General features: G+C 47.2%; 18 protein-coding genes. 10 read left to right on the forward strand and 8 right to left on the reverse strand.

Annotated features, from left to right (window positions below):
- Positions 1-41: 41 nt before the first annotated feature.
- Together KDM90_RS10705 and KDM90_RS10710 are read left to right on the forward strand one after the other, a co-directional pair.
- A complete protein-coding gene (locus KDM90_RS10705; RefSeq protein WP_212675598.1) occupies positions 42-1,301 on the forward strand; it encodes a putative Na+/H+ antiporter in 1,260 nt (419 codons plus the stop codon).
- A gap of 50 nt (positions 1,302-1,351) precedes the next feature.
- Positions 1,352-1,942: a hypothetical protein gene (locus KDM90_RS10710; protein WP_212675599.1), complete on the forward strand. Its 591-nt coding sequence runs from the start codon at positions 1,352-1,354 to the stop codon at positions 1,940-1,942.
- Positions 1,943-2,183: 241 nt separating this feature from the next.
- Here the strand turns inward: KDM90_RS10710 and KDM90_RS10715 are convergent, their stop codons facing one another.
- The 4 genes from KDM90_RS10715 to KDM90_RS10730 all read right to left on the reverse strand — a co-directional run bounded on the left by KDM90_RS10715 (position 2,184) and on the right by KDM90_RS10730 (position 5,426).
- On the reverse strand, positions 2,184-2,483 hold the full coding sequence (locus KDM90_RS10715; protein WP_212675600.1) for an addiction module antidote protein: 300 nt from the start codon (positions 2,481-2,483) through the stop codon (positions 2,184-2,186).
- Positions 2,395-2,781 carry a type II toxin-antitoxin system RelE/ParE family toxin gene (locus KDM90_RS10720; protein ID WP_212675601.1) on the reverse strand — a complete coding sequence of 129 codons (387 nt, stop codon included), beginning with the start codon at positions 2,779-2,781 and terminating at the stop codon, positions 2,395-2,397. Before KDM90_RS10720 ends, KDM90_RS10715 begins: the two co-directional genes overlap by 89 nt.
- A gap of 137 nt (positions 2,782-2,918) precedes the next feature.
- On the reverse strand, positions 2,919-4,223 hold the full coding sequence (locus KDM90_RS10725; RefSeq protein WP_212675602.1) for an MFS transporter: 1,305 nt from the start codon (positions 4,221-4,223) through the stop codon (positions 2,919-2,921).
- A 75-nt stretch (positions 4,224-4,298) separates the two neighbouring features.
- A complete protein-coding gene (locus KDM90_RS10730) occupies positions 4,299-5,426 on the reverse strand; it encodes a MerR family transcriptional regulator (RefSeq protein WP_212675603.1) in 1,128 nt (375 codons plus the stop codon).
- A 245-nt stretch (positions 5,427-5,671) separates the two neighbouring features.
- Between KDM90_RS10730 and KDM90_RS10735 the strand changes: the two genes are divergently transcribed.
- Both KDM90_RS10735 and KDM90_RS10740 read left to right on the forward strand, forming a co-directional pair.
- A complete protein-coding gene (locus KDM90_RS10735; RefSeq protein WP_212675604.1) occupies positions 5,672-6,508 on the forward strand; it encodes a helix-turn-helix transcriptional regulator in 837 nt (278 codons plus the stop codon).
- An 82-nt stretch (positions 6,509-6,590) separates the two neighbouring features.
- Positions 6,591-7,697, forward strand: a complete 1,107-nt coding sequence (locus KDM90_RS10740) for a serine hydrolase domain-containing protein (RefSeq protein WP_230409738.1) — start codon at positions 6,591-6,593, stop codon at positions 7,695-7,697.
- Positions 7,698-7,734: 37 nt separating this feature from the next.
- Here KDM90_RS10740 and KDM90_RS10745 read toward each other — a convergent pair whose 3' ends face one another.
- From KDM90_RS10745 to KDM90_RS10755, 3 genes are all read right to left on the reverse strand, one after another.
- Positions 7,735-8,316 (reverse strand): hypothetical protein, encoded by a 582-nt coding sequence (locus tag KDM90_RS10745; RefSeq protein ID WP_212675605.1) that lies wholly within the window; start codon positions 8,314-8,316, stop codon positions 7,735-7,737.
- A gap of 205 nt (positions 8,317-8,521) precedes the next feature.
- The gene (locus KDM90_RS10750; RefSeq protein ID WP_212675606.1) at positions 8,522-9,607 is read right to left on the reverse strand and encodes a DUF5694 domain-containing protein; all 1,086 of its coding nucleotides are present in this window, start codon (positions 9,605-9,607) and stop codon (positions 8,522-8,524) included.
- A 239-nt stretch (positions 9,608-9,846) separates the two neighbouring features.
- On the reverse strand, positions 9,847-12,021 hold the full coding sequence (locus KDM90_RS10755; RefSeq protein WP_212675607.1) for a TonB-dependent receptor plug domain-containing protein: 2,175 nt from the start codon (positions 12,019-12,021) through the stop codon (positions 9,847-9,849).
- A 442-nt stretch (positions 12,022-12,463) separates the two neighbouring features.
- Here KDM90_RS10755 and KDM90_RS10760 point away from each other — a divergent pair, with 442 nt between their 5' ends.
- On the forward strand, positions 12,464-13,927 hold the full coding sequence (locus tag KDM90_RS10760; protein ID WP_212675608.1) for a serine hydrolase domain-containing protein: 1,464 nt from the start codon (positions 12,464-12,466) through the stop codon (positions 13,925-13,927).
- 69 nt (positions 13,928-13,996) lie between these two features.
- Here KDM90_RS10760 and KDM90_RS10765 read toward each other — a convergent pair whose 3' ends face one another.
- On the reverse strand, positions 13,997-14,608 hold the full coding sequence (locus KDM90_RS10765) for an SOUL family heme-binding protein (protein WP_212675609.1): 612 nt from the start codon (positions 14,606-14,608) through the stop codon (positions 13,997-13,999).
- 473 nt (positions 14,609-15,081) lie between these two features.
- On the opposite strand from KDM90_RS10765, the gene KDM90_RS10770 reads away from it, so the two are divergent.
- From KDM90_RS10770 to KDM90_RS10790, 5 genes are all read left to right on the forward strand, one after another.
- Complete coding sequence (locus KDM90_RS10770) at positions 15,082-15,498, forward strand: BLUF domain-containing protein (RefSeq protein ID WP_212675610.1); 417 nt, start codon at positions 15,082-15,084, stop codon at positions 15,496-15,498.
- A gap of 427 nt (positions 15,499-15,925) precedes the next feature.
- Positions 15,926-17,470: a methyl-accepting chemotaxis protein gene (locus KDM90_RS18330; protein WP_212675611.1), complete on the forward strand. Its 1,545-nt coding sequence runs from the start codon at positions 15,926-15,928 to the stop codon at positions 17,468-17,470.
- Positions 17,471-17,958: 488 nt separating this feature from the next.
- Positions 17,959-19,659: an MAC/perforin domain-containing protein gene (locus KDM90_RS10780; RefSeq protein WP_212675612.1), complete on the forward strand. Its 1,701-nt coding sequence runs from the start codon at positions 17,959-17,961 to the stop codon at positions 19,657-19,659.
- Positions 19,660-19,951: 292 nt separating this feature from the next.
- On the forward strand, positions 19,952-20,470 hold the full coding sequence (locus KDM90_RS10785; RefSeq protein WP_212675613.1) for a DUF3016 domain-containing protein: 519 nt from the start codon (positions 19,952-19,954) through the stop codon (positions 20,468-20,470).
- An 893-nt stretch (positions 20,471-21,363) separates the two neighbouring features.
- The gene (locus tag KDM90_RS10790) at positions 21,364-22,083 is read left to right on the forward strand and encodes a hypothetical protein (protein ID WP_212675614.1); all 720 of its coding nucleotides are present in this window, start codon (positions 21,364-21,366) and stop codon (positions 22,081-22,083) included.
- Positions 22,084-22,191 lie beyond the last annotated feature (108 nt).

Consider the following 22,191-nt stretch of genomic DNA (forward strand, 5'->3'; position numbering starts at 1 on the left):
GACGGTCGGGCCGCCTCGCTGTTTTATTACATCTGATGCCCATGACTCATTTCAATATCGAGCTAGTTGCCGCTATCATTTTTGCAATTGCTCTCGTCCATACTTTCTCCGCAAAACAATTTGAGCGTTTATCGCATCGTTATCCACGTCATGCGGGTTTATTTCATTTGCTCGGCGAAGTGGAAGTCGTTTTTGGCTTCTGGGCGATCGTTTTAATTTTTTGCATGACCGCAATTAGCGGCGGCGATCAAGCTTTGGCTTATGCGGAATCTCGACAATACACAGAACCGCTATTTGTGTTTGTGGTGATGGTGGTGGCGGCTTCGCGGCCTATCTTAGAATTGGTCATGAATACGGTCAATGCGGTCGCCCGTGCGATGCCTCTGCGCACCTCCTTAGTCAGCGCTTGGTTGGGATTAGCGGCCGTACCCTTGTTTGGCTCGGCGATCACTGAGCCGGCCGCGATGACGATTGCGGCCTTGATGCTGGCACCACAAGTCTTTCGATCTGATGTGCCTGAGCGCGTCAAATATTTTGCGCTAGGTGTGCTGTTTGTGAATGTGTCGATAGGCGGCACCTTGACCTCATTTGCCGCACCACCCGTATTGATGGTAGCAGCAACATGGCAATGGGATTCTGCTTTTATGCTGGCAACATTCGGCTGGAAAGCGGCGATTGCGGTATTGATCAATGCCACGCTCGCGGTCTTCGTGTTACGCAAATATTTACCAGATCAGACCCAGCAAGTCAGCACTGACACAAAAAAATCCGTCCCAATCACGCTCACGATAGTTCACATCGCCTTCTTGGTAGGCGTCGTCATGTTAGCGCACCACCCCGTTGCCTTCCTTGGCTTATTTTTGATGTATCTCGGTGTGACGCAAGCCTATGAGCGCCATCAAAATCCGCTCATCATCAAAGAAGCCTTATTGGTCGCCTTCTTCTTGGCTGGTCTAGTGGTGCTAGGTGGCTTGCAACAATGGTGGTTACAACCATTGGTCGCCACGATGTCACCGAAAGTGTTATTTTTTGGTGCAACCGCACTCACCGCTGTCACCGACAATGCGGCGCTTACCTACTTAGGCTCCTTAATCAGTGGCATTTCTGATCAAGCCAAATACAGCTTGGTCGCGGGAGCGGTAGCCGGTGGTGGTCTCACCATGATCGCCAACGCCCCCAACCCTGCTGGCGTTGCATTACTCAAGCGCGGTTTCTCCGATGAATCTATCGGCGCAGGTGATTTATTAATTGGTGCGCTCGTACCAACAGCGATTGCGATTGCTGCGTTTATTTTTCTTTGATTGACTTTCTAGGTCAACAAAATTGCCATGACATCGAATTTGAAAACAAAATGCACAAAACCCGCCCAGCCACCCCCACCGACATCCCAGGCATCCTAGCCCTACAATCCCGCAACCTATTAAGTAATCTCACCGAAGCCGAACAAAAAAACGGTTTCGTCACCACGGCATTTACTGCCGCGCAGATTGAGACATTGTTGGCTGATGGTGGCGTGTTTGTCGCAGTTGATATTGCTGACGACGAGCAATCAGAAACCGTGATCGGCTATGCCTTAGCGGGGAGTTGGGCTTTCTTTGCGCAGTGGCCTATTTTTCCTTTCATGTTGGCGCGTTTGCCTGCTTTGGATTTGAGCGGGCGTGTGCCGTTTCATGTCATCAATGAGGCGAATTCGTTTCAATATGGTCCTGTGTGTATTGATGCGGCGTACCGTGGGCAGGGCGTGTTTCCGCGTTTGTTTGAGACTATGCGTTTGGGGATGTGCGCGCGTTATCCCATTGGCGTCACCTTCATCAATCGTCTCAATCCGCATTCTTATCATGCGCATACAAAGAAGTTGGAAATGACGGTGATTGATGAGTTTGAATTTAATGATAGGCCGTATTATGGCTTGGCGTTTGATATGGGGCGGTCGGTGTTGTAGGGTTTGGCGCGGTCATTGTGTTTTGAATTTCGATCTGATGTGGGCTTGATTTTTCTGTTGGAATTTATTTGACTGAACCCCGCCCCTGCCTTCCACCGCGCTACTTGCAAGAATTTCCCCTTGAAGGGAAAGGAGTTATCAGCGTGGCGCTAGTGCTTTTGGGATTTTTGTGTGGCGTTTAGTTTCATTTTGGTGAGAGATAAAGAAAGCGTACGCTGAATTAGGTTCTTCTCGCAGCTCTTCACGCATCCGCTAGTTCAGGATGCAATTTGTAGCCTAATGCGTGCATGACCTTGAGCACGGTTGCGAAGCTGGGGTTGCCTTCGCCTGACAGTGCTTTGTAGAGGCTCTCGCGCCCTAATCCTGTATCGCGTGCTAAGTCTGTCATGCCGCGTGCCTTTGCGATGTTGCCTAAGGCTTTGGCAATGAAGGCTGCGTCGTCACCCGCTTCATCAAAACATGCATCCAAATATAGCAACATGTCTTCTTCCGTCCTGAGATGCTCTGCCGAATCCCAATTGCGTAATGCGGATGTATTCATTTTTGATCCTTAGTTCTTGCGCTAGATTCAACGCGGTTTTGATATCGTTTGCTTGTGTGCTTTTATCGCCACCGACCAATAAAATAATGATCTCTGTACCAGATCGCTTGAAATAGACGCGATAGCCAGCACCAATATGAATACGCATTTCGGATACTCCGTTGCCGACAGGCTCGCAATCACCAAAGTGGCCTGACTCGGCGCGATCAATTCGCATTTGTATTCGTGCTTTGGCGCTGCGATCTTTTAATGCGTCAAACCAAAGATCAAAGCGATGCGTAGTTTTAATTTGATACATTCTAAGCGTATCCTATTTTATACACAACAAACATTCTTGGCTCTCCTTATTTTTTAAAAGCTGAGCATTATTTTAGTTTATTTGTATATTTAAAATACTATTTATATTTAGAGCTAAATTGCAGAATGTGCTCTGAATTAAGTCACACCGCCCGCATCACGCATGTACCGTATCGGTGACATCAACAAGGCAATAACGACGATCACGATTAACAGCGCGCCACTGCCTGCAAATAATTGACTAAGGCTGATGCTGTGCATAATCCATCCAGTCAGCGCTGCGGATACCGGGCTGATTCCCATAAAAATGAACATGAAAATACTCATGGCGCGACCCAACATGGCGGGTGGGACTTGGCGTTGTATCCAAGTGAATACCGCTACGTGGAGATAACCGCCGAGTGCGCCTATCGCTAATAGGATGGCGGCGCCTTGCCATGCGACGTGGATGAGTCCCATGGGCATGAAAAGTAGCGCGACCAAGGTGTCAATCAGTAAGATAGTGCTACCCAAACTGCCTAGTCTTAGCTTTGGAAAAACCGATGCCAGCGCCATGCCTAATAGCGTTCCTGCGCCGTGTGCGCCACCTAACAGACCGAGCACGCCAGCGTTGTTGCCTATCTGTTGCGCTAATAGCGGCATCGCAATTTGCATAGGTCCCATGATTAAAAAAGCGATGGCAGACCAATACAAAAAGCAGCTGCGCATCATGCTGTCGTTCCAGCAATGGCGCAGCCCGTCCATGGTTGCGGCGATCAGAGATTGCTTTACTGCGGATTGCTCTGCTTTGATGGAGAGCATGCGCACATGCGATAAAGTCCAGGCGGAAAAGGCGTAGCTAAAACAATCGACAAAAAATGCCGTTGCTAGTCCCTTGCTATCAGCGATGCCTGCGACTGCCGTGGTTTGTGGTGCCGTCGCATGATCACCTAACAGCGCGATTAAACCGCCCGCCATCAGAGGTCCTAAAAAGAAGGTAACTTGGCGCAAGCCTAGCATCATGCCATTCGCTGCTTGTAAGTGTTCTGCAGCGACCACACGTGGCAACATCGAGGTGCCGGCGGGAATGCTGAACGCCGTCGATAATCCTAAGAGTAAAGCGATCAGGTAGATCATCCACAGGCTCAAACTAGAGGTCAGCAGCGCCACGACTAGGATCGCTAATAAAACCGTATTGATGTACTTGGTAATCATCATCACTGACTTAGGGTCATAGCGATCGACGACCGCACCACCGATGAGCAAAAAGAGCGCGCGTGGGATACCGAGTAGCGCCAACACGATGCCTAAGGTCAGCGTGTCATGACTCATCTGCAACACTAACCACGGCAGTGCAACGAGGGTAAATTGATCGCCGAGCATGGAGGTGATGCCGCCCACTAGCATCCAAAGAAAATTGCGATCACGGATAAAGCCGCGTGCAGGTTTTGCGTTGTGGTTCATAAAAACTCCAGATAAAGGTCTAGCCTTGTCCGCCGGACTTGGCTGAGTTATGTGAGGGATGAAAATGCTAAGCGCTTATGTTTTCGTCGATTTTTTGCGAATCGATTTTGCTGGCTTAGTGGGCTTATTGGCTCTATTAACTTGATCGGGTACGCTAGATGGCGCGCTAGCGTGTTGTTGTGCTTCCATAAAACGGATTCCCGTCACCGCGTAATCCAGCACTTCTTGCGATAGACCGCCACCTATGGTCAATCTCGGTTCTTTCTCGTGAATCTGGCGGATCTTTTGTACGGTCTCGACACGATTGCCCCAAGCATCTAAGAACATGGTGCGCCAGTCTTGGATACGCTTTAGCGCAATCGGGTCGGTGGCGGCTATGCCTGCATCAATGAATTTCTTAAGATCGATAAATAACGCGGTCCAGTGATCCATGTTACGCATAAATGAGGGACGAAAATATTGACATTCGTCTTCGCTCAAATAGCGTCGATAAATTTGATAACGAATCTCTATCGCGGCGATATTGATGTAATCCATCATGGCATTATCGACCCCGCTCATCGCTTGTATGGAAGGCTCGTCGCGGTGCATATCGGCGAATTTTTTTAGTAAGGCAGGATTGGGTACCGACTGATGCACGTTCTCCAACCATTTTTGAACTTGCACTAAAACCTGCGGCTCACTCGGCGCCATTTTGGCATCCATGTAGGCCCGGATTTGTGCCACGATGGGTTGCATCGCCATCTCCATTTTTCCGCTATGCACATCCTTGTGTTGACGCCACAAGGCAATCTCTTCGGGACTGAAATATTTCGATCGTAGGCTCATCATTTCTAAAGTAGACAACCAATAATCCATGTTGAGGTCATCATTTTGGTGAAGCTGCTCATCTAATTCCAACAAGCGCTCGCGCAGTTCTTGGCTTTGTTTGATTTGTTCTTCGAGGCTAAGAATTTGTTGACTAATGACGCTACGCAAATCGGCAGTGTCGCCTTGAATAAGTTCAGCGATTTCTTGCAAGGATAAATCTAAACGACGCAAAGCTTGGATGCGATGCAGGCGCGCAATGTCGTGGCGATTGTACAAGCGATAACCCGCCTCAGAGCGTACCGAAGGCGTGAGCAGACCTAGCTTGTCGTAGTGATGCAAGGTGCGCACAGTCATTCCCGTGCGTTGGGCTAATTCGCCAATTTTTAACAACATAGTGTGCCTTTGTGATCTGACATCCATCGTACAAATTACGACTGCTTAGAAACTAAGGAACACTATAAAGCCTGACGTAATGTCAGGGTCAAGGGAAAAGATAAACATTGTTTGTTTTAGCAAAACTATGATTAAGGGTTGATTTATGCAGCCTATACCTTTGATTGGGAATTTGGTCTATTGAAGCTGGCATACCGAAGTCTTTGATTTTAAGATGAACCTATTTTGAAAGACAGGAATGGCGCATGATCAACAAATTCCCTTCAGGACAATATTACGGCACGAATGCATTTGACCGACGTTTTCCTCGGATCGGGCTAAGTCACTTGCAAGCGACGGTGCCAGAGCATGAGGTCAAGGAGCATAGCCATGCTGGCGCGCACATGGTGCTAGCGACGCGAGGTCGTTATGTGACGTCTGCGGCGGGTGCTCAACGTGAAGGACCTGTGTTGGTGTATAACCCACCTGATGTGGTACACCGTGACCGCTTCGCGGGTGACGGCGGTTGGTTTTTCGCGATCAGTTTTGATGCTGATGACTCACAGGATTTGTATGAACAGATTAAGTTGCCAGATTTTGCAGTACGCCATCATGATCCATTGGTGATCAAACAAGCATTTGGATTGCTCAAAGCCGCGGCAACTATTGATGCAGTGAAGCTTGATTTGGAAGTGCTTACTTTAAATGTCTTAAGTAGCTTAAACGCGCAAATTCCCTTGTCGCTCAATCCGCCCCCTTGGCTGCAATGTGCGCAGGAAATGATTGCCGATTTATCAGATCAGGACTTGGGGATTGCTGATATCGCGGATGCGCTTGGCGTCCATCGCGTTTATTTGGCCCGCCAATATCTGCGGCATCTGGGATGCACACCTGGCGATGATTTACGTCGGCGTCGCGTTGAACGTGCGACGCAAATGATGATGTCTAGCGATCAAACCTTAACTGACATTGCATTGAATTGTGGCTTTTGCGATCAAAGTCATTTAAATCGGGCGTTCCTCCAACAGTGGGGTTTGACACCGACTGCCTTCACCAAGCTGAGCGGCATAAAAGCTGGTTTCAAATATCCAAGACTGCACTGAATTCTTCGTTCATGATTGGGCTTATTCACACGAATGACTGAATGAGTTAGTGAATTAACGACTTAGCGAATGGAGATTTGATATGAAAAGTAAACCCGCTCTGGGATTTGTGATTTGCGCGATGCTGCTGAATGGCTATGCAATCGCCCATCCCCAAAACGACAAGAATGATTGGGTGAAAGAATCACCCGCTAGCCAAAAGATGGATACGGCGAAATTGGCAGCGATGGATGAAGCGATTAAGAAGGGGATATTTCAGCAAATCACCAGCGTCTTGATCGCGCGTCGTGGTCAGCTGGTTTTTGAATCTTACTATGATGCTGATGGCGTAGAGGGAATGCGTAATACTCGCTCTGCGACCAAGACGGTAACGGGGATGTTGGCAGGTGCTGCGATAGCGCGCGGTCATATGACCCTCACTACGCCTATCCTCAGTCAACTCAAACCTAAAACACCACTTGATCATCCCGATCCACGCAAAGCCAAAATCACGGTCGAAGATTTGTTGACGATGAGTTCGATGATGGAATGCGACGATCAAAATCAATTCTCTCGCGGGAATGAAGAGCGCATGTATTTGATCGAAGATTGGGTGAAATTTTATCTCGATTTACCGATTAAGGGTTTTCCTGCTTGGATACCCAAACCGTCTGCATCACCGTATGGACGTTCATTTAGTTATTGCACCGCTGGCTCTACTACTTTAGGCGCTGTGGTACAGAGTGCGAGCAAAATGCCACTACAAGATTTCGCGCAAAAAAACTTGTTCTCGCCCTTGGGTATCAACAAAACAGAATGGCAATTTTCGCCTTTAGGTCTAGCACAAGGCGGCGGTGGCTTGGGCTTACGTAGTCGCGATCTTTTAAAACTAGGTCAATTGTTAGCGAATGGTGGTAGCTGGCAAGGACAGCAAATTTTACCGGCAGCGTGGGTGAAAGCATCCATCTCGCCACAGGTGCAAGTCGACGAAGAACGCAATTATGGCTACTTGCTTTGGTTGTATCCCTACAGTGCAAACGGCGTCAAGCATCCATCCTATCAAATGGCCGGAACTGGTGGTAATAAGGTCGTTGTTTTTCCTGATCTGGATTTAGTGGCATTAGTCACGACGACCAACTATGGCGTGCGTAATCCGCATCAGATTACCGATAAATTAATCGCAGATTTTATTCTGAGCGCGGTTGAGTAGATCGCAAATTGTGGATTGAGGACAACTAGCCTATCCATCATGGTGCACATAAAAACAGAGAGGGGCGGGCGATCAACACAGACTCTGCGAGTTTGACTGTCGCCTTCATATTAGGGAAATAATTTTTCAAATCCACTTCTATCACTGGATAATTTCTACGGAGTTCAATCGATTTTTGCCCTGTATAAATAAAATCCCCGATATAGGTGATTTGACCAGCAGGTACATGGAAGCCCTGTACTTGCTTGGCATCTTGAAATGGCGTGTTAAATGGGCTCATCGTGTAGTGGCCGGGTTCTACCTCAAATGCAAAATAATGCACTGACTTAACTTCTTTGGGAACGCTAGCGGTCATTCTATTAAAGCGCCAACAATTCCCCGTAATCGCCTGTTTTTCTACACTGTATTCATCTAGGCTAATAGAAAACTGTGGGTAAGGCCAATCAGCTTCAAGGGCAACACCAACAATCGCGATGCCACGATAAAGGCTGGGAGCGATTACTTTTTCTTTTGAAATCGTATCCACATTATTTAACAGCATGCATCCTTGCAGCGAAGCGAGCATACTCAATAGGACGAAAACGATGGCGTTTTTTTTAATGCGGTATCCTACTTTCATCGCGTCTCCTTATGCATATCCATAGCATTTTCCTTCATCAATTGAATCGATGCATTTGATCAACCTGTCATAGCATCGCCAACGCGGCAATTCGCCATCGATACATGAAAGAGCAAAGCAAAAAACAAAGGAAGCTTAGCGCAACGCAAACAATATTTTAGCAAGCCAGACCAAGCCGATCTGGCTACTTTTCGCGCAAGACAGATTATCGCAGCAATTTCGCCGCATCCACCAACTGCACTTCATGCATCATATTCAAATAGGCATCGAAGTAAGGTTTATGGGAAGAACCAACCACAGATAAAACCTTCGTGCCAGGCTGATTGCCAAATGCACTGCGAATATTCGCTACCATACGCAAATTGCGCGTCTCCCACCATGCGACATATTGACGACCGTATAGCTCTGGCGTGACATGCTTGATCCCACCACCAAAATCCGCTGCAATGAATGCCTGCAGTTTGCTTGGATCATTAAAGAAGCGATATAAGTTCAGCAAACCTTCAGAAGAATTCAACGCTGCTTCCAGAGCGACTGCTTCTTTCTTCTCGGGGAAGTCGATCTGACTCCACATATTCTGCAATGCTTCTCCGAACTTTGGGCCAGCCTTATCGGTAATATCGTCTGCAGTATGATCATCGGTTGCATAGACGCGTTCCAGACCTACTCGCGCAGCCAACACTGCCGCAAGCTCGTAATTTTCATTGTATTTAGGCACCTCACGATTGAGGAATTTCAACATGTTCTCAGGGATACCGTCCGCCGCCTTACGTTCACTGGCATCCAATCGCAGCCATTGCACGAGAGCCGAGGCGCGGTCATTCGCTGCCAAAAACACAGCAACCAGACGACGCCGCTCGGCAGCACTCGGGGTCACTTTAGATTGTTGCGCCCACTTGCTCAGTGTCGATTGAATTTCAAGCAAAGCGTCTTGCAAACCTAGGCCTAGGGCTTTTTGCACAGGTGCTGGGTCCCAGCAATAATCTTTAAAGACATCGGGATGCGTGACCGAGTTGGCGCGTACAAATTCGCATTGCTCGCCTGACAAAGCTTCAATCGTGATAAGGTCTGGCTTAAATTGCGCTAATCTATCAAGCAAGCCGGATAAATGGTCCCGCTTGAATTTATCGCCATATGCACTTAAATGCGGCGATCCTAATACCAGTACTTGAGTCGCCTTACCATGCACATCTTTCTTCCACGCACGTGGATCAAAGTCCGCTGTTTGTGCGTGCGCCGAAGTGTGAAACAAACCAGCGCAACAGACCAAAGCCAATAAAGTTTTTTTCATCGTCGATCTCCATCAGTGATTACAGTGCGACTAGCTTAGCAAAGAGGAGATTGAATCAACATAGAGGAGCGATGGAATGGAAAATTCGGATGATACAGTGCAGAGATTGAGGAATGAAAGGCGATCAACTGAAACGATGAACAAGTTTCACGGATTCATACCAATTCGCACCAAATCATAGCCATGCATACAAAAAAATCCCCGACGCAAAGTCGGGGGATGGCTAGGTGACAATCAACTCAAAATTTATACTCGTATGTCATGCTAAGGTTACGCGCGGTTGGAACGGCTCGGGCGGATTGGCTGCGTGCGTTACCTACGCTGGCATAGGTGAAGGAGTCATACGCTTTGCCGCCTAAGAGATTATTCAATGCGAAACGCATTTGACTTTGTTTATCGAATTTCCAGAGCGCATACACATCGACATTCTTCGGCGTTTTCAGGTATTGGCGCTCAGTCAAGCTAATTTGCTGCCAATGTGAATCTTGGATTTTGGCGCTGATGCCAGCGGTGAGTGGTATATCTTTCGCTCGGTAATTAGCGCCAAAGGTCACAACGTATTGATACGGGGTGAGCGAGTTATAGGGCGTCGCCAAATCCTTCACGTTTGACCAAAAGTGCGAGTAACTCGCTGAAAAATCCATGTCAGGCGCCTTATCCATCCAACGCTTTAACGGAAATTGCGTGGAGAGTTCGATACTTTGACTTTGCGCGGTGCCCGCGTTGACAAATTTTTTCCAGTAGGCTTTGTCGGCTTCAAACACGACTTCACGATGGATGTCTTCTATCGATTGCGCTTTGGCACGGATCGCATAATTGAGACCATCTTTGCCATTGTGTTCGAAAGCTGCATCGATGCTCCAAGAGAGCTCTGGTCGTAAATTCGGATTACCAACTACGTTCGGGCTTTCGATCGAATTATTAATCACATAGATCTTCGGCATTAATAACTGCGTACCCTCTGGTGCTTTAAATGTGCGCGACACACCGAGACGAACTCGCTCAGTATTTTGTGGATCCAGCTGCCACATTGTCTGGATCACAGGACTGAGAACGCTGGCACGGTTGCTCACCTTTTCACCGAAATTATTTTCTGTCCGTATTCCTTGTGATTCCCAGCGCAAGCCCAGTGAAACTGAAGAATTTTTCTTGAATTTCCAATCATCCTGCGCATAAAAAGCCGCATTGTCCATGACCGAATTGGCACTATGTGGTCGATAGATATCATATTGACTCGATGCAAATCGGTCGCTCTGATTATTTTCGACATCCACATTCGCACGCCAGCCAGACCAACCGACGACCAGATCATGCTCGGCATTCGTTGGAATACTCAATTTGCCATTCGTAATGCCAACAACGACGTGGACATCGGTATTCATGTCACGATTAAATTGGAGTGTGCCATCGGGCAAATAGTTTTGAGAATGGGATCGCGCGATGAAACTCTGGGCTTGAAAGCCTGCACTGACATCGACACCAATTTGGTTATCCAAACTGGTCACCGCTTTGAGCGTACTACCGAAATTGGTACCACGATTGGTGTCATGAGAAGTTGTTTTGCCAATTTCAAAAACACGTCCAGCAACATTATTAAACTGGCTCGTGGTGTCTGCATTAAAACGATTATGTGCAAAAATAGACGTTGAGGTCAGATTGATATTCGAATCAGTTTTATATTGTATCCTTGGTGAAATCCGCACGGATTCGTCGCCTCGCTTACTGTGCGACACATTTTGAAACTGGCTCTTATTGCCAGTGAGGATGTTTTCGTTCACAAAATTCGTCGTCGAATCATCCGACTGTCCGGCACTGATACGATCCTTAGATAAACTCGCACTTACCGTATGAGAGAGATTGCCGTTTTTATCGGAATGAAACCAATCGACGCCCCCATTATTTTGGAACATATGACCGATGCTCGCTTTGAGACTATGCTGTTTATTGGACGCTGCCTTTTTAAGGATAATATTGATTGTCCCAGCCATCGCCTGGGTACTAAATTGCGCATTTGCGCCGCGGTAAATTTCGACGCGTTCAATCATATTCAGCGGAATATCTTCGATCGTAATTCCACGTGGCGCTTCACCGTCAATTAGAATTTGCGTATAACCCGCGGCCATTCCCAATAAGTGCAATTTATTATTGGTGACCTGCACGCCAGGTACGCGTTTCATCGCATCCACAATATTGTTATCGCCAAATCGTGTGAGTTCAGCATTGCTGACAATCGACCTTGCGGCAGTTTCCGTGCGAGCAAACTCTTCCTGTGATTTGCCTTGTACTTCGACACGTTGTGTTTGCGTCTGTGCTTGAACCTGTGCTTTGGTTTCGCTGGATTGCTGAGCATGTGCTGACACTGCCATCACATTACAAAGGATAAGCGTGATGACTGAACTTTTTGGTATTTGCATGATTGCCTCAAAAGAAAAAAACTGAACACGTTGTGCGATTCACTTAACGGCTCGCACTGTATCGAATTTCTTTTATGACGAAATCCGATATGCGACGAAACGACAAAAACTCGTGATGAAAAAACGATTTGTCGTCGCGAACACTTTTGAATGAAGTAGAAAATAGGTGGGAAAAGCGTCGACCAATTGGGCAAATCAAGCTGGTTGGCTTCGACTTTTTAAGAGAGAGCGGTCAGCACGAATTAGGTGACTTTGCGCGAGATTTTGCACTGCTCTTTTTGGGAATATGGTAAGGTTGGACTCTAGTTAGATTGACGTGCCCACCAACAATGCTTAGATCAATTCCAGTGAAATCAGGCCTTTATCTGGATAAATCTTCTGATACATGCGCTGTCTTTTTTTAATCGATTTCATCCATCCTTGCAATCAACGAGAGCACACAATGCGAACCTCCCACTTGGCAACACTCTTATTCCTACTCACCCTCAATCCGAGTGCTAGAGCGCAATACGTCGATGAACAAATACAACGCGTTACCAACAGAATGACCGCTAGCATCGTAATAAAAGGCGCGCCTGAGCACTACCACACACTAGCTGATAGTATGGCGAAATACAAAGTGCCTGGCGTATCGATTGCCGTAGTGCAAGACGGAAAACTCGCCTGGGCGCAAGGTTTTGGAGTTAAGACTGCGGGAAGCAATGACGCTGTCTCTGCCACCACCTTATTTCAAGCCGCATCAATTAGTAAACCGGTATCCGCAACCGCAATGCTCCGATTGGTTGAACAGGGAGTCCTTGCACTCGACACCCCCATCAATACCTTTCTGAAGTCATGGCAATTGCCAGACAATGCCTACACCAAGACAGAAGCAGTGACATTGCGTCGACTGGTTTCGCACTCTGCTGGCTTAAATGTTCACGGTTTTCCTGGCTATGCAGTAGGGGCACCCGTACCGACGGTACAACAAATACTCGAAGGTAAGGCGCCTGCCAACACTGCGGCAGTGCAGGTGGAGATGACGCCGGGTTCGACCTGGAAATATTCGGGTGGTGGTACAACCATCATGCAACTAGCCATGATGGACGCCACAGGCGAGGAATTTCCCTCACTTGTAAAAAGACTCGTGCTCGATCCTATTGGTATGCAAGATAGCGCTTTTGAGCAACCCCTGTCCAAGGCAAAGCAAGACCTTGCCGCCGCTGGACACGATGAGGAAGGTAAAGTGATTGTTGGACGCTGGCATACCTATCCAGAATTAGCCGCAGCGGGCCTATGGACCACGCCGAGCGACTTGAGCAAATGGGCAATTGAAATCGCCAAAGCGCGTGCTGGAAAATCTAGCAAGACACTGTCACAAAAAATGGCGACCGCGATGCTGACTGAACAAAAAGCCCCCTCAGGTCTCGGCCCGATGTTGTCAGATAAAGGTGACGCGATGTATTTTGAGCATGGTGGCAGTAACGAGGGGTACCGATGTTTTGTGGTCTACTTCCCTGCGCTTGAGCGTGGCGCAGCCATCATGACCAATGGTGAAGGTGGTTCTATTGTATTTCGTCAGGTACTCAATGCACTCGCAAGAGAATACCAATGGCCAGCATTTCAATCCCGCGAGATTACCCTACTGCCCATCGAAACGGGCATGTTGACAGAATTAATTGGCGAATATCCCTTGCCGCCGGGATCGCCAACAGACACGCCCCCGTCACTGTTCATCTCTCAAGAGGCGGGAAAGCTGATGGTCGAAGTACCTAAATTTCTGCCAAAAACTGAAATTGTGATGCCGGCAGGCGATGAGCTGCTTGCGCCGGAGAACGGGTTTCAGTTGAAGATTATCAAGGATCAGAATGGGCAGGTCGCGTACTTAGATTTTGGATCAAGAAAGCTCGTGAAAAAAGCGCGATAGCCCCTTCGCTGGGTTTTGATCAAGCGATCACAAGGAATCGGTTTGGATTGCGAGTAGCGACAGCCCAGACTAAATCAAGACCCTTATCCAGATCTCATTGCGACGTAAAAAGGGTAAAGAAAATGGCGCATTATAGCGGGAGAAAATGGGCTCGCCTTCTAAAGTCAATCCTGCTTCACTAGCTGCTTTTTTGAGTGTCGCGAGTTTTTCATCGTAGAGCGACTGTGACCAGCTACCTGAGTACTGCAATACCACATAGGTTTGCTGCGGCATTTCGCGCAGCTTGACTTTAGGGCTCGTGGGTTCAGGCAGGCTGTCCATCGTAAACTCGCGTGGCATCGCAAATTGCACTAAGTAACCACCTTCCGTTTCAGTTTGCGCTACTGGTGCCGTCATCGCAATTTTGACTGGTGCGGCGGTCTGTGAGACGGGTGCAGTCATGTCAATTTTTCGGCTACCCTTATTTTTACCAAAGATGTAGCCACCTAAATACTCAAATGCGACATTGCCTGCTTTCTCAGCAGGCCCTGGCACGACAACCTCGGCGACCAAATACGCCTTGTATTGTCTAATTTCAAACTGAGGATATCGTTTAAGTACCTCAAAAACAGGTTCCTCAATAGCAAAAGCATTCGCACAGAGTCCCCACAAGCTGGCAAGTATTGCGATGGTTCGTTTCATGTTCGTCTCTCCTGGCAATTAAGGTAGCGGTTTCTATTGTCTCAAACCAAGCAGGTAATCTTAAATTGTCGCATGCATAGAACATGACCAGCGAGCGCCTGGTCGAAAGAATGCGGTTCACTTTTCTTAGGTGCTCTACCCAATAGCTGGGGTTATTATCTTGACATTTTTGTACTTGCCACCGTGGCGTTGCGGGCAAATCAGCCAACGTCACGCCCCTAGCAATAGGGCGAGCAAGTAATACAAGTGCGGCAGACCGTCGGTGTCTCGAAATTAGAACATTTATCGGGACAGAGTGTAGCGTTAATTCAACTTTCTATTCGGCGAATGCGGATCAGTCCATCGCGATATCCCTGTATCATCTTTTTCTAGTTTTTTTTCCTCTGTTCCATCGGTATTTGTTCACTGCAAAAAATTACTTTGCACATCATCTACTTCATGTATTTACCTCTTTGCGAGCGCGAAACCCTATCATGATGATCCGTCTTATCTATGCAAGTCGTGCAATCAACTTGGGGCCAGCTGACGTCAAAGACATCTTGTCGAGTTCACGTCGGAATAATCACAAGCTCGCAATAACAGGTGCGCTAAGTCTCTCGAATGGCATATTTTTGCAATGCCTCGAAGGCGAGCGCTCTGCGGTGAATGCGCTATATCACCATATCTTGCAAGATAAGCGCCACAACAAACCAGAAATCCTCTCGCTAGAAGAGATCACACAACGTCAATTCACAACTTGGAATATGGGATTAATTGCGGCAACAACAGAGAACACGGAGCTATTTTTAAAATATTCTTCCGCTGCCGAATTTGATCCTTTCACTATGTCAGCACCCGCTTTGAAGGAATTCTTCACAGAAGTGATGAGCAATGCACGGTGGTTGAGCTAACAGCCAAGCGAACTGGGAACTGAGCCTAACATCCCAACAAGATTCAACAAATTACACGATTCGGAAACTGTCGCGCTCACTCTGAAGCGGTCTTCCGCCGTCCTCCCAATTTCTTCCCTCTTCCGCTATGTAACGATTTCGGATAAGGCCAAAGTCCCTGGAGCTCATTATCATGACTCGCCCTTCCTTCTTGGTCAATTCACCATCAAACCACTTCAGAGGCAAGGTTCTTCTTCGCAAGGCCACGTGCTCGATGCTGAATTTTCGCAAATTTTTACATGTAAGCTCAATCAACAAACAAAATTCCTAAACGATATAAGGCTGGCACGCCCTGTCTCGATGAGATTTACTTTTCAATAGCTACACACTTCGGATTGTGCTACCTTATTATGCGATTGCCGTTGGTCAATATATAAAAGGAAGCCATATGAATTCACTTCGAGTTTCTTCGCGTTTGTATATCATCGTCGGTGTCTCAATTATCGTAATGCTGATTCTGTTTGCGGTGAATTGGCTTTCACTTGGCCATCTCGCTCAATTGCAAAACGATGGCGTTCACACCCTGCGCAATGCTGGCCAGCTAAAGCATGACGCAAATTTAGGAGCACAGGCCTACCGAGTTGTCGCGGATACCTATATCAATCAAAACTTCGATGATGTGAAGAAGAAGTGGGATCAGATCCATAAAGAAATCGACACCTCCTTCGCGCTTGCCGGCAAGATCGTCAATACGCCGCAACAATCTCAACAACTTGAGACTGCAAAGCGTGCTATCGAAACGATTCGAAAGATCTACGATCAGCAATTTTTGCCGATGGTAAAACTCCAGGCACCGCACGAAGAAGTCGGGCCAGTTGACGATGCAATTGACAAGCAGATCGATCTATTTGACAGTTCATTTTCCGCCTTGGCCGAAAGTCTCGACCAAGACGCGAAACGCCTTGATCAAGACTATGACGCAACGGTGTCGAATCTACGCATGATCATGGCACTTACAATCATCACGAGTGCAATCATTTTGATTGTCCTCACCACTCTTGTTGCACGCAGCATTATCGGACAGCTCGGTCTCGAGTTGCACGAAGCAACCGAACTTGCCCATGCTATCGCAGAGGGTGATTTGACCCACGATTTTTCGAACGACGACAAGCGTCCTGACAGTCTTGCTAGCGCGCTCAACGACATGCTTACGGCACTCAAAAAGATCGTTTCCAGCGTTCGAAATGGCTCAGAGAGTGTTGCCAGCGCAAGTGCTGAGATCGCACAGGGAAATCAAGATCTTTCAGCGAGAACAGAGAGTCAAGCAAGTTCATTAGAAGAAACTTCGGCTAGCATGGATGAACTCAATTCTCAGGTCAAACACAACGCATCGAATGCGCATCTCGCCAATCAACTCGCGATTAATGCGTCCACCGTCGCAGTATCGGGTGGCGACGTGGTCGGTCGTGTGGTTGAGACCATGCGAGAGATCAACGATTCTTCGCGCAAAATCTCTGACATCATTGGGGTAATCGATGGTATCGCCTTTCAAACGAATATCCTTGCATTGAACGCCGCCGTGGAAGCTGCTCGGGCGGGTGAGCAGGGTCGCGGTTTTGCAGTGGTTGCGAGCGAGGTACGCTCTTTGGCGGGTCGAAGTGCCGAAGCCGCCAAAGAAATCAAGAATCTCATCAATGCCAGTGTCGATCGGGTGCAGCATGGCAGTCAATTAGTCGACGAAGCGGGCTCAACGATGGCCGAAGTGGTGAGTGCGATTCAAAAAGTATGCGATTTGGTGCAAGAGATCAGCTTGGCAAGTAATGAGCAAGCCCAAAGCGTCATGCAAGTCAGCTCTGCAGTGACGCAGATCGACGACGTTACCCAACAAAATGCAGCGCTAGTTGAGCAAATAGCTGCGGCAGCAATGAGTTTAAGAAACCAATCAGATGATTTAGTGCAATCGGTCGCGAGTTTTCGATTAGGAAACAATTAAACGTCGGCGCCATGAATTTACACGGCCAGTAGCACTAGCAATCACACGCATAAACCGATTTTGTGGATTTACATGTCAATAGTCGTAAGTTCACTATACGACGACGGTCAACCTATACGCAATGAAACGAGCGATTGCGTTGCCGTCGACATGCCATTCTCATCGCAATTTTCAAGCTAGACTTAATTCAGCATCATTAGCCCTGCTTGATGCAATTCCATTCATCAGCGCCCTATGCGCGCAAGGTTCGATCCGCTGTGTTTAACCTTGGCACGATGCTTGCTAAAAATGCCAATACGTTTCTTCAGGGTGCATCGTTTCCCATGATCGAATTGGTCGGCACTATCCTTTTCGAAGTGAATCTCGGAGCACGTTCGAGTACCTACTTTACCGAGGAAACGGCTTGATCTATTTCCGAGGGCTCTCGCTATCGATGAAATTCGCCCTCGCTCTCAACCGCCTTACACAAACAACAGGACACTACAGCTATGCGATACATCAGACCCGCCTCCGAGGCAGTAAATTGCATTCTACAATCCTTCAATGCATTTGATCGAAGGATCGCCAACGCACCAGATCAAGCACTCAATTGCACCGACGATTTCAGAAATAGTCGATGGAGCGAAAGTATAGTGGTCAAAGCGCCCATCCAATCTTACACAGGCGTATTCAGAGAATCAAAGTCCGCTGAAGCGGAGGCTTCGAATTTCTCTGAATCGGTTGGAATCAAAGGTAGCTACGGGATTTTCTCGGCCTCGGTTCAATATAACTCTTCGACGAAAATCACGCGTTCTTCCACTTCATTTAACTCTAGTACTCACTGCCAGATATGCCGAGGGACGGTGCATCTCAAGACCAGCACAGACATTCTTGGTTATCTTGATGAAAATTTAGTCCAGTCGCTGCAAAGTATTAGGAGCTTAGTCGATGCCGAAGCGTTCACTAAAAAGTATGGCACTCATGTCGTAACGGCGGTGAGTCTTGGTGGCCTATTTGGAATCACTACTAGCATTGAAACCGGAAGCTATACCAAATTGAGTAAGGTATCAGCCGAAGTCAGTGCAAAATACGGTGGCGCCTTAGGATCAGTTGAGCTAACTGCCAAAGTAGCGAGTGAAATTTCTCGTGAAACGAGCTATGGATCGGTGCTGCAATTTACAAGAGCGATTGGTGGAGATCCGATCAAGGCACAGGGCATTGATTTGAGAAATCCAGAAACGTTAAAAGCCTGGGCGGCCTCATGTAACGAGGACGCGATTTTTGCGGTTCATGACACAAAAGAATATTGGGCTTTGATTGAGAAGACTGAAGCAAGCGTGCTTTTGCGAACCTACCTCAATCTCGTCATTACCGCACAAAGCATCAAGAATCCGACGATTTTCTCAGCCATCGCACCGACCCAGCCTTTTGTGGAAAATCGTGCTACCGCCACGGTCAATGAAGATTACAAAATTATTTCTGGTGGCGCTAACGTGAAGATAGGGACATCTAGCTTTCTCTGTGGATCTTATCCGCAATATGATGACAACAAAAGAATCAATGGATGGATCGCCGTCTCGCATGATATTGCAACGCCAAGTTCACAGGACGATACCATCACCGCTTATGCATTAGCCTTTTACGATCCATACGATCTCTTTGAAGTGAGAATGACCGAAGTCACGGTAGGAAATCAAGGCATTGGCATGTCCAAAGTTGAGGCCACGCTCGACCCTGGATACTGCTTAACCGGCGGCGGATGTTCTTTCTTCTGTAAAGGGAATTTGAAATATATCATCAGCAGTTATCCTGAAGGATCATCATGGCGGATCGCTATGTCGGATTACGATCGTGCATCCGAGAACGCGGAAGTGACGGCCTACGCCCTTGGATTAGCCCCTTCGTCAAAATTGAGATCCGAAGTGAGCATTACAAAAAATGTGACCAAGCAGACCTCATCAACTGCACTCTCCCATGGCAATATGAACGTAAGTTTAAGTGAAGGTCTACGTATTGCCGGAGGCGGAGTCAGTCTGACCGCGTGGAATGCTGGACATGGAAACTTGGTGCAGCAATGTTACCCGGGAATGAACAACCAGTGGTTTGAATACAATTCGGACTTGAATGGTTCCTACTCGCCCGTTGTCGCCACCGCCTATGGCATCAACCTCACCGTTGAATGTCAAAATCTGAGCTTATTGAAGGCCTAGTCAATCAGTTCGGACGAATGACCTAAGATTCGCAAGGAAACATGCAAGACCAAACAGGATCAGCCGCTTAAGGTACGCGAGGCTGATCAGTTCGACGACTTATCAAGGCACGACTGACGGTAATGTTCTCACTTCTCGGCTCACAACAACGCAATCATGTGCTACGCTTTGTTGCAAAATAATCTTCTCTAAAAAAGAAATTTTTATCTAAACTAGAATTGAATCGCTACACAGAGAAGCAATCGAATGTTGTGTTTTTTTTTGTGTATATTTTCTCAAAGGAGACTTAGTAATGAAAAAAATCATAGGGAGTTCATTGTTCCTTATCCTCGTCTCAGGCACAGCATTGGCCGGCGAGGCAAACATAAATTGGAGCAAATTCAACAATTGGGAAAGAGTCGTTCAAGGTCGACTCAATGATGATAGTTTCAACGATCGTGCACTAATCGAACGTTCGCGCGAGACGGTAACAAAGGAATTTACGTATATCTTCTCCCGACTGACCAATGACTTGCCAGACGGTGTCAAGCTAGAGATTGACGTCTTAGACTTAGCATTAAAGAACAATTCAGATTCCAGTACAGAATTGTATTGGCCACGATTCAATTTTACGTACAACTTGAAAAATGCAAAAGGTGAGATACTTGCCTCAGGTAGTGAACAGTTAAAAGATATGGTCATGCGAGGGAATGTCATGTTCCAGACTGTCTATCCAGCTGAAGCAAGAATGATTCAAGATTGGCTCAAGTCACAACAAGTCGCAGGCAATTTTCCTACCAAGCAAGAAAGGATGATTGTTAGCAGTAACTAACAACACAAGCTTGGTCTACTAATTCAACCGCTGTTGGATTAGTAGATCAAATAAGCACCTAGCCAGCCAATCGGGCGCATCTCTCAAAGAGTGAAAGCGGTAGCGGTGCAAGGTGTCAAGGAAGACGCCATCTCAATTCACTGATGGAGCATTTCAACTCCTCATCACGTCGAGCATTCTACGTTTGAAGAAATATGCTGAGTATTTGTTCGAGCCCTAGCTAGCAACTTCTTAAGACACCGCAATCTCGGTATTCAACGACCAAGCTTGTCGACTTGTACATGAGGCTGATACTCATCGATAGCAGAAGCTACTCCACCACCGCCGAATTGAAATAAATACCCTATGGATTCTCGGTTCCCACAGACGATTTGAAGTGGTTCAGGTCTTTCACTCAAGCCCTTGTCATGGCACAGCGCCCGACTATCTAGGGCAATTCTACTTAATTGCGCCGCCGTGTACCGCACACCACAAAAGAATAATCTCCGAGCGAACTAGGAATCACGATTCGACTTCACCAGCAGGTGCCGCGCCTTTTCTGAGCAATAATCCGCGCACCCCATCAATACTAATTTGACTCAAAAATTGTGATGGATGTCTAATACTGTCTCGACATTGGTCGCTCAATTCGCACAAGTTCGCTCAGCGATTAAACGTCGATTACATAACGCAAAATCTAAAGCCTGCTGATGTTGCTGCCAATAGGCAGTCGCAACGGTATCGTCTTCAGCTCATGAGATGTCGGGCTTCTTATTCCTCAAATAAAAATAATAAAATAGCTAGATTAAATAATTCTATCGATTTATCATATCTGCAATTAGAGCATCACACGCGCGCATCGTTTCGCTCAGTAAAAACAGTCAGCCAACACCAATTTCAACGCACCAAGCCTCATGACATTCACCAACTTCGCGACCTGTCTTTTCCTATCGCTTGCCATTTTTACCGCCAACGCACAAGACGACAACAAAGAAAACAATCCCAATCGCGTGGAAGTATCATCACAAAAAGGACTCGAACTCAAATCCTACGCACAAATGCAAAAAGGTTTGAAAGCCTATGCCGAATACAAAGCACTTGCGCCAAACTCGGAACTATTTTTTATCTTGATTCCCAAGTCAAAGAACCTTGGGCTCGATGGGATCACAATGCGGCTGGCGAGCGATGAAAGTTCTATCGCTATTCCAATTGATACTAAGGGCAAATTTCAATTGCAGGACATCACGCTTCAACGTGACGACGAATACGATCTGATCTTAAATAAGCCCAAAGGCCAATTTTATTTTAAGCCCTATGTAAAGAGTGAGAACTTAGCAGACAACGTCAAACGCCTAGGAGACCTACGACTTGAATGTCAAGTACGATGGGCAGTGGAAAAACAAGATGTATCGATCATCTTTCTTACGCATGTCAAGCTATTCGCATCGGGTAATCCATGCACTTCACGCGCGGTCAAAGTCTATTACTTCGCACCGCCGGGCGTCAAAAAAGTCGTATTAACGACACCCCAATCAACGATAGAAAAGAAGATTGACTCTGATGGGCAATACTACCTACCGATTTGGGATAGCAGCATCACCGACGATGCTTTAGTTCAATATGAAATGGAGTAGTCCTACGTACGTCTAAAGCATTCACAGTCGCTATCTGCAACAAGGTAGGAAGTATGGAAATGGAGTCAAACCTAAAATTCGACATTCGGTAGGCGATCAACTCCCACT

The sequence above is a fragment of the Affinundibacterium fentianense genome (assembly GCF_018139545.1).
GTDB classification, from domain to species: Bacteria; Pseudomonadota; Gammaproteobacteria; order Burkholderiales; family Burkholderiaceae_D; genus Undibacterium; species Undibacterium fentianense.

Excerpts from the sequence above, each read along its gene's own strand:
- KDM90_RS10705 (WP_212675598.1), top strand. The coding sequence starts at position 42 with ATGACTCATTTCAATATCGAGCTAGTTGCCGCTATCATTTTTGCAATT.
- KDM90_RS10710 (WP_212675599.1), top strand. The coding sequence starts at position 1,352 with ATGCACAAAACCCGCCCAGCCACCCCCACCGACATCCCAGGCATCCTA.
- KDM90_RS10715 (WP_212675600.1), bottom strand. The coding sequence starts at position 2,483 with ATGAATACATCCGCATTACGCAATTGGGATTCGGCAGAGCATCTCAGG.
- KDM90_RS10720 (WP_212675601.1), bottom strand. The coding sequence starts at position 2,781 with ATGTATCAAATTAAAACTACGCATCGCTTTGATCTTTGGTTTGACGCA.
- KDM90_RS10725 (WP_212675602.1), bottom strand. The coding sequence starts at position 4,223 with ATGAACCACAACGCAAAACCTGCACGCGGCTTTATCCGTGATCGCAAT.
- KDM90_RS10730 (WP_212675603.1), bottom strand. The coding sequence starts at position 5,426 with ATGTTGTTAAAAATTGGCGAATTAGCCCAACGCACGGGAATGACTGTG.
- KDM90_RS10735 (WP_212675604.1), top strand. The coding sequence starts at position 5,672 with ATGATCAACAAATTCCCTTCAGGACAATATTACGGCACGAATGCATTT.
- KDM90_RS10740 (WP_230409738.1), top strand. The coding sequence starts at position 6,591 with ATGAAAAGTAAACCCGCTCTGGGATTTGTGATTTGCGCGATGCTGCTG.
- KDM90_RS10745 (WP_212675605.1), bottom strand. The coding sequence starts at position 8,316 with ATGAAAGTAGGATACCGCATTAAAAAAAACGCCATCGTTTTCGTCCTA.
- KDM90_RS10750 (WP_212675606.1), bottom strand. The coding sequence starts at position 9,607 with ATGAAAAAAACTTTATTGGCTTTGGTCTGTTGCGCTGGTTTGTTTCAC.
- KDM90_RS10755 (WP_212675607.1), bottom strand. The coding sequence starts at position 12,021 with ATGCAAATACCAAAAAGTTCAGTCATCACGCTTATCCTTTGTAATGTG.
- KDM90_RS10760 (WP_212675608.1), top strand. The coding sequence starts at position 12,464 with ATGCGAACCTCCCACTTGGCAACACTCTTATTCCTACTCACCCTCAAT.
- KDM90_RS10765 (WP_212675609.1), bottom strand. The coding sequence starts at position 14,608 with ATGAAACGAACCATCGCAATACTTGCCAGCTTGTGGGGACTCTGTGCG.
- KDM90_RS10770 (WP_212675610.1), top strand. The coding sequence starts at position 15,082 with ATGATGATCCGTCTTATCTATGCAAGTCGTGCAATCAACTTGGGGCCA.
- KDM90_RS18330 (WP_212675611.1), top strand. The coding sequence starts at position 15,926 with ATGAATTCACTTCGAGTTTCTTCGCGTTTGTATATCATCGTCGGTGTC.
- KDM90_RS10780 (WP_212675612.1), top strand. The coding sequence starts at position 17,959 with ATGCGATACATCAGACCCGCCTCCGAGGCAGTAAATTGCATTCTACAA.
- KDM90_RS10785 (WP_212675613.1), top strand. The coding sequence starts at position 19,952 with ATGAAAAAAATCATAGGGAGTTCATTGTTCCTTATCCTCGTCTCAGGC.
- KDM90_RS10790 (WP_212675614.1), top strand. The coding sequence starts at position 21,364 with ATGACATTCACCAACTTCGCGACCTGTCTTTTCCTATCGCTTGCCATT.